At 44.6% G+C, this 15,728-nt stretch carries 15 protein-coding genes; 1 reads left to right on the top strand and 14 read right to left on the bottom strand.

What is annotated here, in order from left to right:
• Nucleotides 1-41: 41 nt before the first annotated feature.
• The 8 genes from EBO34_RS02575 to rpsU all read right to left on the bottom strand — a co-directional run bounded on the left by EBO34_RS02575 (nt 42) and on the right by rpsU (nt 7,099).
• Nucleotides 42-1,013, bottom strand: coding sequence for a PhoH family protein (locus tag EBO34_RS02575; RefSeq protein ID WP_122896389.1), 972 nt, complete (start codon nt 1,011-1,013; stop codon nt 42-44).
• A gap of 5 nt (nt 1,014-1,018) precedes the next feature.
• Nucleotides 1,019-2,206 (bottom strand): sporulation protein YqfD, encoded by a 1,188-nt coding sequence (yqfD, locus tag EBO34_RS02570; RefSeq protein WP_122896388.1) that lies wholly within the window; start codon nt 2,204-2,206, stop codon nt 1,019-1,021.
• 20 nt (nt 2,207-2,226) lie between these two features.
• Nucleotides 2,227-2,511: a sporulation protein YqfC gene (gene yqfC / locus EBO34_RS02565; protein WP_183163680.1), complete on the bottom strand. Its 285-nt coding sequence runs from the start codon at nt 2,509-2,511 to the stop codon at nt 2,227-2,229.
• 426 nt (nt 2,512-2,937) lie between these two features.
• Nucleotides 2,938-3,531, bottom strand: coding sequence for a hypothetical protein (locus EBO34_RS02555; RefSeq protein WP_122896386.1), 594 nt, complete (start codon nt 3,529-3,531; stop codon nt 2,938-2,940).
• A 38-nt stretch (nt 3,532-3,569) separates the two neighbouring features.
• Nucleotides 3,570-4,580, bottom strand: coding sequence for a flotillin-like protein FloA (gene floA / locus EBO34_RS02550; protein WP_122896385.1), 1,011 nt, complete (start codon nt 4,578-4,580; stop codon nt 3,570-3,572).
• Between the two features lie 43 nt (nt 4,581-4,623).
• Nucleotides 4,624-5,955 (bottom strand): NfeD family protein, encoded by a 1,332-nt coding sequence (locus EBO34_RS02545; protein WP_122898464.1) that lies wholly within the window; start codon nt 5,953-5,955, stop codon nt 4,624-4,626.
• A gap of 508 nt (nt 5,956-6,463) precedes the next feature.
• Nucleotides 6,464-6,907: a GatB/YqeY domain-containing protein gene (locus EBO34_RS02540; protein WP_122896384.1), complete on the bottom strand. Its 444-nt coding sequence runs from the start codon at nt 6,905-6,907 to the stop codon at nt 6,464-6,466.
• A gap of 18 nt (nt 6,908-6,925) precedes the next feature.
• A complete protein-coding gene (gene rpsU, locus EBO34_RS02535) occupies nt 6,926-7,099 on the bottom strand; it encodes a 30S ribosomal protein S21 (RefSeq protein ID WP_122896383.1) in 174 nt (57 codons plus the stop codon).
• 158 nt (nt 7,100-7,257) lie between these two features.
• Between rpsU and EBO34_RS02530 the strand changes: the two genes are divergently transcribed.
• Nucleotides 7,258-8,196 carry a Na/Pi symporter gene (locus EBO34_RS02530; protein ID WP_122896382.1) on the top strand — a complete coding sequence of 313 codons (939 nt, stop codon included), beginning with the start codon at nt 7,258-7,260 and terminating at the stop codon, nt 8,194-8,196.
• A 236-nt stretch (nt 8,197-8,432) separates the two neighbouring features.
• Here EBO34_RS02530 and deoC read toward each other — a convergent pair whose 3' ends face one another.
• The 6 genes from deoC to dnaK all read right to left on the bottom strand — a co-directional run bounded on the left by deoC (nt 8,433) and on the right by dnaK (nt 15,705).
• Entirely contained in the window at nt 8,433-9,107 is a 675-nt protein-coding gene (gene deoC / locus EBO34_RS02525) for a deoxyribose-phosphate aldolase (protein WP_122896381.1), read from the bottom strand.
• 389 nt (nt 9,108-9,496) lie between these two features.
• Nucleotides 9,497-10,837, bottom strand: coding sequence for a tRNA (N(6)-L-threonylcarbamoyladenosine(37)-C(2))-methylthiotransferase MtaB (mtaB, locus tag EBO34_RS02520; protein WP_122896380.1), 1,341 nt, complete (start codon nt 10,835-10,837; stop codon nt 9,497-9,499).
• 6 nt (nt 10,838-10,843) lie between these two features.
• Complete coding sequence (locus EBO34_RS02515; RefSeq protein ID WP_122898462.1) at nt 10,844-11,596, bottom strand: 16S rRNA (uracil(1498)-N(3))-methyltransferase; 753 nt, start codon at nt 11,594-11,596, stop codon at nt 10,844-10,846.
• A 17-nt stretch (nt 11,597-11,613) separates the two neighbouring features.
• Nucleotides 11,614-12,549: a 50S ribosomal protein L11 methyltransferase gene (gene prmA, locus EBO34_RS02510; protein ID WP_122896379.1), complete on the bottom strand. Its 936-nt coding sequence runs from the start codon at nt 12,547-12,549 to the stop codon at nt 11,614-11,616.
• A 27-nt stretch (nt 12,550-12,576) separates the two neighbouring features.
• Nucleotides 12,577-13,701 carry a molecular chaperone DnaJ gene (gene dnaJ / locus EBO34_RS02505; RefSeq protein ID WP_122896378.1) on the bottom strand — a complete coding sequence of 375 codons (1,125 nt, stop codon included), beginning with the start codon at nt 13,699-13,701 and terminating at the stop codon, nt 12,577-12,579.
• Between the two features lie 153 nt (nt 13,702-13,854).
• Nucleotides 13,855-15,705 (bottom strand): molecular chaperone DnaK, encoded by a 1,851-nt coding sequence (gene dnaK, locus EBO34_RS02500; protein WP_122896377.1) that lies wholly within the window; start codon nt 15,703-15,705, stop codon nt 13,855-13,857.
• Nucleotides 15,706-15,728 lie beyond the last annotated feature (23 nt).

Here is a 15,728-nt window from a genome sequence, read left to right as displayed (position 1 = left end):
GACGATCCCCTGTGAAAGGCTGGACTGTCTTTACCTAAAGATTACTCCTCAGTTTTTTCTCCCGAATCATACGCATCAATAATTCGCTGAACAAGTGTATGGCGGACCACATCAGAAGCTTCAAGGTAATGAAAATCAATTCCGTTTACTTTTGATAGAATTCCCGCGGCTACTTTTAATCCGGAAACCTTCCCCCTGGGCAGGTCGATTTGAGATAAATCCCCGGTTATGACCATCTTTGAGCCAAAGCCGAGCCTGGTTAAAAACATTTTAATTTGTTCTTTTGTTGTATTCTGGGCTTCGTCAAGGATGACAAAGGAGTCATCAAGAGTCCGGCCTCTCATGTAGGCAAGAGGTGCAATTTCAATAGTTCCCCGCTCCAGTAAACGGACTGTCTGTTCCTGTCCCAGCACATCATGAAGAGCATCGTAAAGCGGTCTCAGATAAGGATCTACCTTTTCTTTTAAGTCTCCAGGCAGAAAACCGAGGTTTTCCCCTGCTTCTACAGCCGGTCTTGTGAGCACAATCCTTTTCACGTGTCCTTCTTTCAGCGCATGAACAGCCATGACAACAGCCAGGTACGTTTTCCCTGTTCCTGCAGGACCGATTCCGAATACGATGTCGCGTTTTCTTATAGAACTTACATAATGCCTTTGTCCAATTGTTTTAGCGAGGATCGGTTTGCCCTTTGCATTGACGGTGATTTTTTCATCAAATAAATCTGAAAGCTTATCCAGTTGCCCCCTTTGGGCAAGCTGGGCTGCATAAACAACATCACGTTCCTGAAGTGTTGTTCCTTTCCTGATCAGATCCAAAAGCATCTGCAATACATTTTGGACGAGCAGGACCGTGTCTTCTGTACCAACTACAGTCACCTGCTCGCCTCTTGTTAATATTGTAACATTCAGTTTTTCTTCCAAACGGGTCAGGTGACGGTCATTCGGACCGAATAATCCTTGCACTTCATTCCCGTCCTGTACCTGTAAATCAATCGTTTGTCTGATATCTGTCAATAGTCTCAATCTCCTTGGATGATCGGTTGTTTTCTGGATATGTTATCGATTATTCGATAGTGTATGGTTACCTTAACTTTACCATTCTGCTCTTCTTCGTGCAAAACTTTTTCTCCCATAATTTCGGCTTTCTCACTAAACCGTTCCATTACCTCAATTCGCGATTTGTCCTTTGCGGTTTCGAGTGCTTCTTCATACGCCAGTACTTGATTCACCGTTTCTGTTTCACGATTCGTTACTCTTTTGTACTGAAACGGAAGGGTATAGCCAAATGGTGAAAAAGAACGGGTGAACTCCTCTTCTGTAATGGCTTCAAATTCAGAATCTCCAAAACCCCACACAGGCATCTGAAACCTGCCGAAATTAATATAGTGATGTGTATCATAATTACCTGTGACAGCATGAAACGTCTGCTCCAGCGGGACAGTCACATGTGCTTTATACCAAACTTCACCGAACACCTCTCCTTTTGCCGCTACCCGCTGTTCCTTTCCTTCCCTGCCTATAAGACCTGTAACAAGCAAGTCCCCTTTTTTAACAACCTGGTTTGCTTCGACTACAGCGCTTCCCTGTTCAACAAACATATGGTGAATTACCGCTTTCCTTGAAGCTACAAGGTGACCAGGCGCCTCTGCCGGCTCTTTTTCCGCAAGTTCCTTTTCCACTACCTGAAAGTGATAGGTGGTACCTCTGATCGTAACACCGATCCAGGTTGCATCCGGTATCTCATCACTGATTTCCTCCTGAATTACTTCAGGTGGAGGAAGTCTGAACTGGAGCTTCCCCCTCTGAATACCGAGTTCGTCCACCTTTTGCCTGATGTCATGCTCCATAGCAGGCGAAGCACCGTCAATTTCGATATTCCACACCATATTAGCCAGTAAAAACAAAAGCGCTACAAAAATTGCCGTACCCGTTACAAATCCATTTCTAATAACCATCTTCCGGATAAAGAACGGAGCTCCTTTTCGTTCCAAAAAGCGGATCTTACACCCTGATTCCCTCGAAACCTTCCGTAAACGCTTCACGTCATCAAGCAAAACAGAACAGACATAGGTCTTTTCACCAGCTTGTCTGATATCCCAGATCATGATTTTATTATCGTTACAGCGATTGATGAACAACTCCGGATACGTCCCTTCAACCTTGACACGAACGTAGCCTGAAAATGTGTTTATCCACATATTTTTCATATCAACACCCACCTGCCCGTCTAGGTTTCAAACACATACTGAACGCTTAGAATTCTGCCTTCCAAAAGGATTTCTTCCGGGAGAATGTTTTTAATCACAAACCCCTGCCCCCGGATAAGCAATTGGCCATCATCAAGACGAAGACGCATTTCCTCCTTTGAAAAACGGAGAACACCCCGATGATTCTCTATGTAAATGTGAAGGTGACCGACCATAGTAATACGGGGAAGGTCCATCATGACATCAGCAGGCAATTCCATTCTCTCTGTCATCCACTGTTTGACCCATCGTCTCATCTTTTTCATGATGAACCCCCTTTCCACTCATATCTATGTAAAAAAAGAGTAAGGTATCACTTGTTTAAGGAATTTTCGTCTTTGGGAAGGTAATCGCTTTCTAATCGGCATGAGGGCATTTTTTTATTGGCTTTGTTAAACTCAGATGTTGATTTACGCTTATCGCACTCCCTTTCCGCGGGAGCGCCGACAAGCCTTGTTGCATGCATATGATGTACCCCTGCTTCTTCCTCTGCCAGGTATGCTTCGCAGCTTTCTGCGTCCGAGTAATTCGAAACCTCATTCATGATATAAACGTTTATTTCTCCCGCAGGAGTGTCGTGCGTTCGCTCCAATCAATATTTTTAATAAATCAACAATGATCTTTAACACAGCCTTGTTCTTAAGAAATGATTGTTGGAGGATTGTAAGTACATAAAAAAAGAAGACGGGGAATTACCCTCGTCTTCTTCCGTATCCGTTTTGGCGTCTCGGGTTTCGTGATCGCGGCGGTCCGAGAATCTCTGACCAGACCACACCTTTGACTGCATCTTCTTTTGAAATTGAGCTGAAATCCAATTCCACCTTCTCTTTTCGAGTGATGTCTTTCTGGAAAATCGGAGAATCATCATCAATCTTACCGGATCTCCGTTTCGCTTCTTGTTTTCTTCGCTTCATTTCTTCATATCGATCATTAAGAGCATCGGTGGTTTGAGCAAGCTCTTTACGGCCTTGTTGATCCGCTGCATATTGATCAGGTCTGGGGTCTGAATCATTCATAGACCTTGGAGCCCGATATGTTTCAGACTCAGCACGAGGCTGTTTTCGGTCGTATTGCTCTTCTTCTTCCACTCCGAAGATTTGCTTCCAATCGATATCCCGTTCTTTTTGTGCCGGCTGACCGCTCTGTTGTCTTTGTTGCGGTCGTTGCCTTTGGTTTTGATCACCTTTTTTAGCAGCACCTGCTCCTCCAAGGAGACTGATCAGACCAAAGATCGCAAACAATAACAACAGAGGGTTGTTGAGCAGCAGATTAATTAACCCTTCCATTATTCAGCGCTCCCTTCATGAAAGCGGTACAACGACCATTATCGATCTGTTGGTCGTTTTGTTTTGTCGCCCTCTTCTCCATCATCCGTAGCCTTCCCGATGGAGTCTCTCATATCTGTATCGGCTTTAACGTTGTTGAAGTTCATGTAGTCCATTACACCGAGATTTCCGGAACGAAGCGCTTCTGACATTGCAAGTGGCACTTCCGCTTCTGCTTCCACAACTTTCGCGCGCATTTCTTCTACCCGGGCCTTCATCTCTTGTTCTTGCGCAACAGCCATGGCACGACGTTCTTCGGCTTTTGCCTGAGCAATCTTCTTATCTGCTTCCGCCTGATCTGTCTGCAGCCCTGCACCAATGTTTTTACCGATATCAATATCAGCAATATCGATCGATAAAATTTCAAATGCTGTACCGGAGTCCAATCCTTTTTTAAGGACCGTCTGAGAAATTAAGTCAGGATTCTCAAGTACTTTTTTGTGACTCTCGGAAGAACCGATTGTAGATACGATACCTTCACCGACACGGGCGATTACCGTATCTTCACCGGCACCCCCGACAAGGCGGTCAATATTCGCACGAACCGTGATACGTGCTTTCGCTTTCACTTCAATCCCGTCCATTGCTACACCGGCAATGAAAGGTGTTTCAATAACCTTAGGGTTTACACTCATTTGCACGGCTTCAAGTACGTCACGGCCGGCAAGGTCAATAGCAGCAGCACGTTCGAAGCTTAGTTCAATGTTCGCACGCTGTGCAGCGATCAAAGCATTTACCACGCGGTCTACGTTACCACCTGCAAGGTAGTGACCTTCAAGTTTGTTTGTGTTCAAATCAAGTCCGGCTTTTACAGCCTTAATCAATGGGTTAACAACGCGGTGTGGAATTACGCGACGCAGTCTCATTCCTACCAGTTGCCAAATGCCAAGCTTTACGCCGGCTGCCCATGCAGAAATCCAGAGCATAACAGGTACGAAAGTGAATAGTACCACAAAGAAAATAATAACTGCTCCTAATCCTATCAGGATCATTAATTGATCTGTTGCCATGTGTATTTCCTCCTCGTTTTTTCATAATCCAAAAGCTATTCAATTACCCGTTGTCACTTACTTCCCGTACAACAATTCTTGAACCGGCAGTTGAGATTACCTTTACTTTCCTTCCTTGTTCAATATAGCCTCCTTCAGAAACCACGTCAAGTCGTTCATCTTCAATAAGAGCCGTTCCTGAAGGTCGTAAAACGGTCAGAGCTTCTCCTGAGACCCCCAGAAGTTCATTTCTTGTTACGTTTGAAATGTATCCTTTTTCTGTGTTCGTAGAATCTGATAGAATGACTCTTTTCATCGGTCCCCGGTAGCCCGCATATTTAAATAAGAGGATGACAGCGACGATTGTAACCACTGCCGCGATCAGGATAGACACCATTATGTTCGCCGTACTGTAGGATCCGAGTACAAGACTTGCAATAATGGCCCCTATCCCCAAAATCCCGAAGATACCGAAACCGGGGACTAATATCTCGATGACTACAAGGATAATGCCTATTCCAAATAAAATATAGGTTTCCCACCCTGCAAAACCTGCCACCGTATGACCAAAGAAATAGAGGAGTAATGCGCCTGTACCCATAAAGCCCGGGATCCCAAATCCAGGTGAATACAGTTCAAGAACAAGCCCCAGGCTGCCTATGGAAAGCAGAATCGGAACAACGACCGGGTGAGTAACAATGCGGGCAATCTGTTCAGCAAAGCTCACTTCCATCTCTCTTTCAATCGCACCTTCAAGTTCCAGGAACTCAAGAAGTTCCTCGCGGTTGTTTACAATTGCTTCAGCATAATCTGCTTCCAAAGCTTCCCTTGCGTTAAAAGTTAAAAGCTCACCTTCACCAGCCCTGTATTCAGGTAGGGAAATCGAATTATCAGCCATCGCCAATGCATACTTCGGGTCACGGTCATTTTTCTCAGCAGCATCCTGCATCCTGGCAAGCCACACTGATTGCGACTTTTCCTCTGCTGCGTTTCCCGCTCCGTCAATTACTGCTGCCGACCCCATATCCGTTCCTGGCATCATGACAATGTTGTCTGCAATTAAAGAAATGTAAGCTCCTGCACTAAGAGCTTCATTGACAACAAAGGCTGTTATGGGGATATCCGTATTGTTCATTAAACTGGCTATACGCCCGGCAGCATCCACAAAGCCTCCTGGTGTGTCCACCTCAAGAACAATATGGTCTGCTCCTTCTTCAGCGGCAGCTTCAAAAGAACGTTCCATAAAAGCAAGAAGGCCACGCTCTACTGTCTGTTCAACAGGAATATAGTAAACAAGCTTTCCTTCCCCGTCACTCTGTGCCGCGGGTGGAAACAAGAGAAGCAAAAAGGCAGCGAGCAAAAAGATTGAATAGATTGAAATCCGTACAGATCTCATCACCATCCGTCCATCCCCCCTTTCAATTATGTAAGTATCGTGATGGAAAGCGCGGTACTAGTGTATACGAATACCATTATAAGAAAGTTTCATACTTTTTCATAATATTTATTCCTGTTCACAAGGATCGGTTAAGTTCAGGTTGTGATTTACGTTCATTCCACTCCCTTTCCCCGGGGCACCGGTGAGCCTGCTCTTGCTTCGCAAGGGCACTGAAAAAGTCCATTTTAAAACCAAAATCTCATTTCAAGCGCTTTTTAGCTGCTCAAGTGGATAGTTTTACCCACTTTTCCCCAGAATATATCCCTGAAGTGTTGGCACTATTTTCGGACTTTGATTTTTTCAGCGCCCGCCTCTGCACTCCTGTGTCTAAACCTGCCACCTGGTTCCGCAGGAGTGTCCTGCATTCGCTACAGTCAACATGGTTAAGAAACCGGCTATGTTCATTAACACAGCAATTCACAAAAAGAGGATGGCCTTTTTCAGGCACATCCTCTTGCTTGTTTTATTATGACAAGGATTTAACCACGAGACGATTCACTTGATTCCCATCGGCTTTTCCTTTGACTTTTGGCATAATGGCTCCCATTACTTTACCCATATCTGATTTGCTTGAGGCTCCTACTTGAACGATAGTTTCATCAACAATTTTTTGGAGCTCATCATCTGACAGTTGTTCAGGTAAATAGGTTTCAAGTACTTCCATTTCCGCCTTGATTTTTGCAACCAAATCATCACGATTGGCTTTTTCAAACTCTTGGAGGGATTCTTTTCGTTGTTTCATCTCACGACCCAGAACGGTGAGTGCTTCATCTTCAGTAAGTTCTTTCCCCTGTTTGATCTGTTCGTTTTGCAAAGCTGACTTTACGGAACGAATTACCACGAGACGTTGCTTCTCTTTGTTCTTCATCGCTTGCTTCATGTCTTCATTTAATTGCTTTTGAAGATCCAAGAAAAAAACACCCTCTCCTTAGAACTTACGCTTACGAGCTGCTTCTGATTTCTTCTTTTTCTTGATGCTCGGTTTTTCATAGTGTTTACGTTTACGAACCTCTGCTAATGTACCCTCTTTAGACATCGTTTTCTTGAAGCGACGAAGGGCAGCATCGATAGATTCATTTTTACGTACTTTTGTTTCTGCCATTCTGTTTCCCTCCCTCCAAACAACCAATCACGACACACTTGAATTGCATGTCTTTCATGATTATATACGAATGGCTCCGCCTGGTCAACATTTATCCGCTAATAATTCCTTGTCATGGTTGTCTCATTCATCCATAAACATAAACTGAGGTGTTGACCATGAAAGAATTGTTTTCATTATTTGCAATCTATATCTCCCTGTTTCTATTTGGAATGACTGTGATGAGGCAGGGCCTTTTCAATCTTCAGAGAAGACGGATGTCTGAGTTGCTCATATCCTTTATCGACAAGCCTTACAAAGGTCTGATAATCGGGACCGTTGTAACCGGCCTCCTTCAAAGCAGCTCGGCAGTGATGATAATGACAGTCGGTCTTGTGGCGACCCGCGTCATTTCTTTTCGCCATTCCATCGGGATTATGCTGGGAGCAAATATCGGTACTTGCCTGACACTCGAAATTGTTGCACTTGATATAAACTGGCTGATAATTCCCCTTCTCATTATCGGATTGCCTCTTTTAATGACAAAAAACCAGGTTTTATTTTGTCTCGGGTGTTTTTCCTTTGGGCTCGGCAGTATTTTTGTTGCCATGCATGGTTTTGAAACCCTTGCCTACCCACTGTCTTCTCTTGCATCTGTTCATGACTGGCTCATTTCCACTGATGAGAAAGGAACAATAGCCCTCATGCTCGGTGTTGTTATGAGCGGTATTATTCAATCCAGCTCGGCAGTTTCGGCAATTACCATGTCATTTATGAATGAAAACATCTTATCACTCCCGACAGGCATTGCCATAATGCTCGGGGCAAATATCGGTACTTGTGTGACAGCCTGGCTTGCCAGTATCGGCGGCAGCCTCGAATCCCGGTTAACTGCGTACGCCCATATCTGGATTAATGTGATCGGAGCTCTTCTCTTCTTCCCTTTTATTCATTTGTTTTCAGATCTGATTATGTACACAGCAGAATCTCCTGCAGTACAGCTGGCCCACGCTGCAACCGTCTTTAATGTTATTTCCTCAGCCGTTATCCTACCCTTTACAGACCGGTTTGCGGGCTTTCTGTTATGGGTTCACAGGGTGAAGGATATGAGAATCTAAAGTGAGGAAGATGATTGACTGGTTGACGACCAAAAGGTCGAATTGTGTCTAATTCTCTTTAAATTTTCAACTCTCCATAAATAGTCAGAAATTCTTCATAAACAGCCGGAAAGTCTGCATAAAATCCGGATAGCTCTCCATAAATCAATGAAATGTCTGCATAACCCTCATCGTAACCGCCACCCAATCCAAAAAAAGCCCGGCATCCTCAATGGAAAGCCGGGCCTTACATAAAATTAATAGTCAGAATCAGATTTTTCACCTTTAACAATCGCAATTCCGGCACTTGCTCCAATTCGGGTAGCACCTGCTTCGACCATTGCCAGGGTGGCTTGTGTGTCACGGACTCCTCCTGAAGCTTTCACGCCAATGTCAGGACCAACCGTTTTTCTCATAAGAGCGATATCCTCAACCGTAGCTCCACCAGTGGAGAATCCAGTTGACGTTTTAACAAAATCAGCTCCAGCTTCAACTGAAATTTCACATGCCTTTATTTTCTCATCATCAGTAAGCAAAGCGGTTTCAATGATTACCTTTGTTAACGCTTTTCCTTTTGCTGCATCTGCAACGGCTTGTACGTCACGCTTCACAAGGTCAAAGTCCCCTGTTTTCAATGCACCTACGTTAATAACCATATCCACTTCCGTTGCACCTTTGCCAATCGCGTCTTTTGTTTCAAACGCTTTTGTTTCCGGAGTGGATGCACCCAGAGGGAAACCGATAACGGTACAGACTTTAACTTCTGGTGTTTCTTTAAGAACTTCATATGCTGTGGAGACCCAGGTTGGATTTACACATACAGAAGCAAACTTGTATTCCTTAGCCTCTTCAGAAAGCTTTACAATCTGCTCCTTCGTGGCTTCTGGCTTTAATAAAGTATGGTCGATTAGTGATGCAAGCTGTTGACTCATTTGTTTCACACTCTCTTTCCATTTTTTATAGACGTACGTACAACATAAATGTCCATTCACAATCATAGCATGTTTACTATTTTTTGACGAGAGAAGAAAACTCATTCATGAAGCGCTTACTTGTTTATATTAGGGCTCTGTTATACTCAGGGGCTGATTTGCGCTCATTGCACTTTGCACGGGCGGTTCAAGAGCCTCCTCAGCGTATTTAACACAGTATATGGGAAAAGAGGCTGTTGAAGGAGAGCGGATGAACTTTTTGTTTTATGTCGAATTCTGAATCATTTAATATCAAACCTCGCAGTTTACCATAAATTCATCCTTTCCTTCCGAACAAAAAACGGCTGTTCTCTAAGGATCACACCCCTTAAAGAACAGCCTCATTACATTCAGTCACCTGCAACAGCAGCCTTTTTCGTCTCATCTACAACACGGACAAATTGCCCTTCGTTATAAGGGTAACCCGCTTTCGTAATTTTCACTTTCACAATCTCACCGATCAGGTTTTCATCACCCTGAACTTTCACTTTCATGTAGTTATCAGTGTACCCTACAAGAAGGTCTCCTTCACTTGCTTTTTCTTCTGGAATCATCTCTAGAACGTCGTCTTCAAATGCAGTCGCATATTCTTTAGCAAGTTGATTGGAAAGTTCGATTAACCGGTGAACCCTGTCATTTTTCACATTATCATCGACTTGGTCTTCCATGCGGGCAGCAGGTGTGCCTGTACGCTTCGAATATGGGAATACATGAAGCTCGGAAAACTTCAGGTCGCGGATAAAGTCATAGGTTTCCTGGTATTCTTTGTCTGTTTCACCAGGAAACCCTACAATGACATCGGTTGTAACTGCAAGACCTGGCAGTGCCTTATGAAGACGGCCGACCCTCTCAGCAAAAAACTCATTCGTATACTTCCGGCGCATACGTTTAAGCACAGTGTCAGAGCCGGACTGAAGAGGTACGTGAAGATGACGGACAATTTTTTCGGACTGGTCAATAACGTCAATCACCCGATCTGTAATCTGGCTGGCTTCAATTGATGAAATACGGATTCGCTTGAGACCTTCAACTTTTTCCAGTTCAAGCAGCAAGTCTGCTAAACTGTAATCTTTAAAATCTTCGCCATATCCTCCTGTATGAATGCCTGTAAGGACAATCTCTTTATAGCCTGCATCTACAAGCTGACGCGCCTGTGTGAGGACATCCTCAGGCTTTCTGGAACGAAGCAGACCACGAGCCCATGGTATGATGCAGAATGTGCAGAAATTATTGCAACCCTCTTGAATCTTCAGAGATGCACGGGTGCGGTCAGTAAATGCAGGCACATCGAGTTCTTCATAAACACGGGTTTTCATAATGTTTCCTACACCGTTAATCGGTTCCCGCTCTTTACGGAACTGCTCAATGTATGGAATCATTTTGTGACGGTCCTGTGTTCCGACAACAATATCAACACCCGGGATTGCCATAATTTCCGCAGGGGATGTTTGAGCGTAACAGCCAGTAACACAAATAACCGCCTCCGGGTTTTTACGAATTGCTCTGCGGATAACCTGACGGCTTTTTTTATCACCAGTATTGGTTACCGTACATGTATTGATTACATAGACATCTGCGGTTTGATCAAAATCCGTTTTCTCATAGCCTTCGGACTTAAATAACTGCCAGATGGCTTCCGTTTCATAATGATTTACTTTACAGCCTAATGTATGAAAAGCTACTGCAGGCATTCATCTTCACCTCAAAAATTCAATATGGTAAGAAATCGCTGAGAGGGCATATAATGGCGCTGTTTCAGCTCGTAAAATACGCGGGCCGAGGGCACAAGTACCTGCTCCTGCTCTGACTAACTCATCAATTTCCCGATCAGAAAAACCGCCTTCCGGGCCAAAGATCAGAAGGATCGTATCTCCTTCATCAGCCTTGGAAAGCGTATTAACCAAGCGGCTTTTCTCATCGTTTCTGGCTTCTTCTTCATAAGCAACCAAAACGTGGTCGTACTTATCAATCTCGGATAACAACCGCTTAAAAGCAGCGAGTTCATGAACTTCCGGGACCCGCTTCCGATGTGACTGTTCTGCAGCTTCTTTGGCAATTTTGTTCCAGCGCTCATGTTTCTTCGCTGCTTTCTTTCCATTGAGCTTTACAACAGAACGTTCAGCCTCAAATGGTATGCAGGCATATGCCCCCATCTCGGTACCTTTCTGAATAACCCATTCGAGCTTGTCTGATTTTGTCAGACCACAGGCAATTGTAACGTGCACCGGTATTTCGCACATACGCTCTTCTTCTTTCTGAAGAGATGCTCTTACCTTTTCGGGTTCAATCTCTTCAATCCTCGACAAATAACAGTCACCTGCCTTGTTGCAGCAGATGATCTGGTCTCCCTCATTCATCCTCATGACTTTTTGGATATGCTTTGAGTCATCACCCGCTATAATAACATATTTGTCCTCAAATTGCGTATCATCCAGAAAATACCGCTGCACATTCATCACCTTTATCCTTACTTTTTAGCCACGATCGACAGCCAGTCTTCCATTTCGATTGTTTCTGTGATGGTAAAACCGCTGTTGATCAGGCTGTCTTTAACCAACTCTTTTTTTCCTTTAATGATTCCGGAGGTAATTAAAGTACCCCCGGGCTGCAGCTGTTCAAAAGCGTCATCGGTCATACGGACAATCACTTCTGCCAGAATGTTAGCTACAATTAAATCCGGCTTTTCGTCAACACCTTCGAGCAAATTGCCCTTATTGACGGTTACAACGTCCTGGACTTTGTTTAGCTTCGTGTTAATGCGGGCCGAGTTGACCGCTACTTCATCCAAGTCCAAAGCTAAAACCTCTTTGGCTCCCAATTTGGCACAAGCAATACTGAGTACGCCAGAACCTGTTCCAACATCCAACACACGGTCCCCTTCGTTCATATACTTTTCCAAAGCTTGAATACATAGAACCGTTGTCGGGTGAGTCCCTGTTCCAAATGCCATACCCGGGTCAAGTTCGATAATGAGTTCTTCATCAGACACTCTTTCGTACTCTTCCCATGTAGGTGTGATGGTGATCCTGCCGGACACTTTCACGGGCTTATAATACTTTTTCCACGCGGTCGCCCACTCTTCTTCGTTTACTTCACTCACCGTTACGGTGTTTTGACCCAAGTCAATATCATGAACGATAAGGTTATTGATCGCTTCTTTAATTTCTTCGACCGTTTCACCAAGAAAGCTGTTTACGGGTAAATAAGCTTTTAAAATGACGCCTTCAGTCGGGTAATCATCAGGGGAAAGCTGGTAGACTTCACCGTACGTTGTGTCCCATTCACGGGTAAGGTCACCCGGGTCTTCCAAGACAACGCCGCTGGCCCCTGCTTCGTGCATAATGTTACTCACAGGTTCTACCGCTTCTTGTGTTGTATGAATGCTAATTTCTGACCATTTCATTATTCTACCAGCTCCCCAAAGGATGATTTACTCGCCAAAGTTTTTAAAAGCACGCTTCGCTTTTGCAAAGAAGTTGTCGTTTTGTTCATCAGGTACTTCCGTTCCGCTTTCTTCCGCAAACTGTCGCAAAATGTCTTTTTGACTGTCATTCAAGTTTTTCGGAGTAATAACACGAACGCGAATATGCTGGTCGCCTTGACCGGCTCCTCGTACGTTCGCTACACCTTTTCCTTTTAGACGGAAATCCGTACCGGTTTGTGTACCTGCAGGGATTTTAAGCTTCACTTTCCCTTTTAGCGTTGGTACTTCAATCTCGTCTCCTAAAGCTGCTTGAACAAAGGTTAATGGCATTTCGCAATAAAGATCATCGCCATCGCGCTTGAAGAACTCATGAGGTCTTACGTTGAACACCACGAACAAGTCACCGGCAGGTCCGCCATTCACACCGGGCTCTCCTTGACCGGCTACACGGATCTGCTGTCCTGTATCAACACCTGCAGGAATTTTAATGTGAATCTTTTTGCGTTTCTTCACTTTTCCTTGACCACCGCACGTACGGCACTTGTCTTTGATCATCTGTCCGGTACCGCTACAGTGGTTACATACTCGCCGGTTAACGACACGACCGAATGGCGTGTTTTGCTCCACGTTAAGTTGCCCTGCTCCACCACAGTGCTTACACGTTTCCGGTTTTGTTCCCGGTTTCGCTCCTGAACCATGACACGTATCACACGTTTCTTCACGCGGGATCTCAATGTCCATTTCTTTTCCGAAAACGGCTTCTTTAAACTCAAGAGTCATCGTATACTGAAGGTCAGATCCTTGACGTGGAGCATTCGGATCACGTCTGCCACCGCCACCAAAGAACATGTCAAAGATGTCACCAAAGCCACCAAAGTCTCCTGCACCGGCTCCTCCGCCTCCGAACTGATTCGGATCCGTATGACCAAATCGATCGTAATGTGCACGCTTTTGTGAGTCGCTTAATGTGTCATACGCTTCTTTGACTTCCTTGAATTTATCTTCTGCGTTTGCTTCTTTGTTTACGTCCGGATGATATTGACGTGCAAGTTTCCGGTACGCCTTTTTTATATCTGCATCAGATGCATCCTGAGATACACCGAGTACATCATAAAAGTCTTTTTTGCTCATCGTATCCACTCCCGACTGCTAATCCATAACGATTATCTTATCATTCACCAGGGTATTACTGCAACACGCTTCAGGTTAAATAATCCCATAACGTGTAAAAAGTCAAAGTCAAGGAGCCCTTGACTTTGACTTCGTTTCAACACGCGAGTGACATTACTGCTTTTTATCTTCGTTGTTCACTTCTTCGTATTCAGCATCAACAACGTTGTCGTCGTCTTGCTTTGAACCTTCAGCACCGCCTTGGCCTTCAGCTTCTTGCTGAGCCTGAGCTTGCTGTGCTGCTTGCTCATACATCTTTGTGGAAAGTTGTTGAACAACTTCCTGCAACTCGTCTTTTGCAGTTCGGATTGCTTCGATGTCGTCGCCTTTAAGAGCTTCTTGTACTTTTTCTTTTGCAGCTTCCGCTTTGTCCTTATCTTCTTGCTCTACGCTCTCACCAAGCTCTTTGATCGTTTTGTCTGTAGTAAAGACAAGCTGATCCGCTTCGTTGCGTAGATCTACTTCTTCACGGCGCTTCTTGTCCGCTTCAGCATTTTCTTCGGCTTCTTTGACCATACGCTCGATTTCATTCTCATCAAGGCCTGAAGAAGACGTGATTGTGATCGACTGCTCTTTATTTGTTCCAAGGTCTTTCGCACGTACGTTTACGATACCGTTCGCATCAATATCGAAGGATACTTCGATTTGAGGTACACCACGAGGTGCCGGGGGGATATCGTTAAGCTGGAAACGTCCGAGTGTTTTGTTGTCAGCTGCCATCTCACGCTCACCCTGAAGGACATGGATATCAACAGATGGCTGGTTGTCAGCAGCTGTTGAGAATGTCTGCGATTTGCTTGTTGGAATCGTCGTGTTACGGTCGATCAGCTTCGTAAACACACCGCCCATTGTTTCAATTCCAAGAGAAAGTGGTGTTACGTCAAGAAGAACAACGTCCTTTACGTCACCAGTCAGAACTCCTGCCTGAACTGCAGCACCAAGAGCTACTACTTCATCAGGGTTTACACCTTTGTGTGAATCTTTCCCTGTTACTTTTTTGATTGCTTCCTGAACAGCCGGAATACGAGTAGATCCACCTACAAGAACAATCTTGTCGATTTCATTTGGAGAAAGACCAGCATCGTTCATCGCCTGGCGGGTAGGTCCCATTGTTCTTTCCACAAGGTCGGAACTCATGTCTTCAAACTTCGCACGGGAAAGAGTAAGCTCCAAGTGCTTAGGACCTGATGCATCAGCTGTGATAAATGGAAGTGAGATCTGGGTCTGGGATACACCGGAAAGATCTTTCTTCGCTTTTTCAGCTGCATCTTTCAAGCGCTGAAGAGCCATTTTGTCCTGAGCAAGATCGATACCATTGTCTTTTTTGAATTCAGCTACAAGGTAGTCGATGATAACCTGGTCAAAGTCGTCCCCGCCAAGTTTGTTGTCACCGGATGTTGCACGCACTTCAAAAAATCCGTCACCAAGCTCAAGGATGGAAACGTCAAACGTTCCGCCACCAAGGTCATATACAAGAATCGTCTGGTCTTCTTCTTTTTCAAAACCGTAGGCAAGTGCAGCTGCTGTTGGCTCGTTTACGATACGCTCAACTTCAAGACCTGCAATTTTACCTGCATCCTTTGTAGCCTGACGCTGGGAATCGTTAAAGTAAGCAGGTACTGTGATAACCGCTTTTGTTACTTTTTCACCCAGGTAAGCTTCTGCATCTTCTTTAAGCTTTTGTAGAATGATCGCAGAAATTTCCTGTGGAGAATACTCTTTTCCTTCTGCTTCTACTTTATAGTCCGTTCCCATGTGACGCTTGATGGAAACGATAGTGTTCGGGTTCGTAATCATCTGGCGCTTTGCTACTTCACCAACTTGACGCTCGCCGTCTTTAAAAGAAACAACAGAGGGTGTTGTACGGCTTCCTTCTGCGTTCGGGATGACCGTTGCTTCTCCACCTTCCATTACAGCAACACAAGAGTTTGTTGTACCTAAGTCAATACCAATTACTTTACTCATTGTTATTCCTCCTATTATTAAAC

The organism is Alteribacter keqinensis, from assembly GCF_003710255.1.
Lineage (GTDB): Bacteria > Bacillota > Bacilli > Bacillales > Salisediminibacteriaceae > Alteribacter > Alteribacter keqinensis.
Note: the sequence above shows the minus strand (reverse complement) of the source record. Positions and strands in the feature narration are given on the sequence as shown.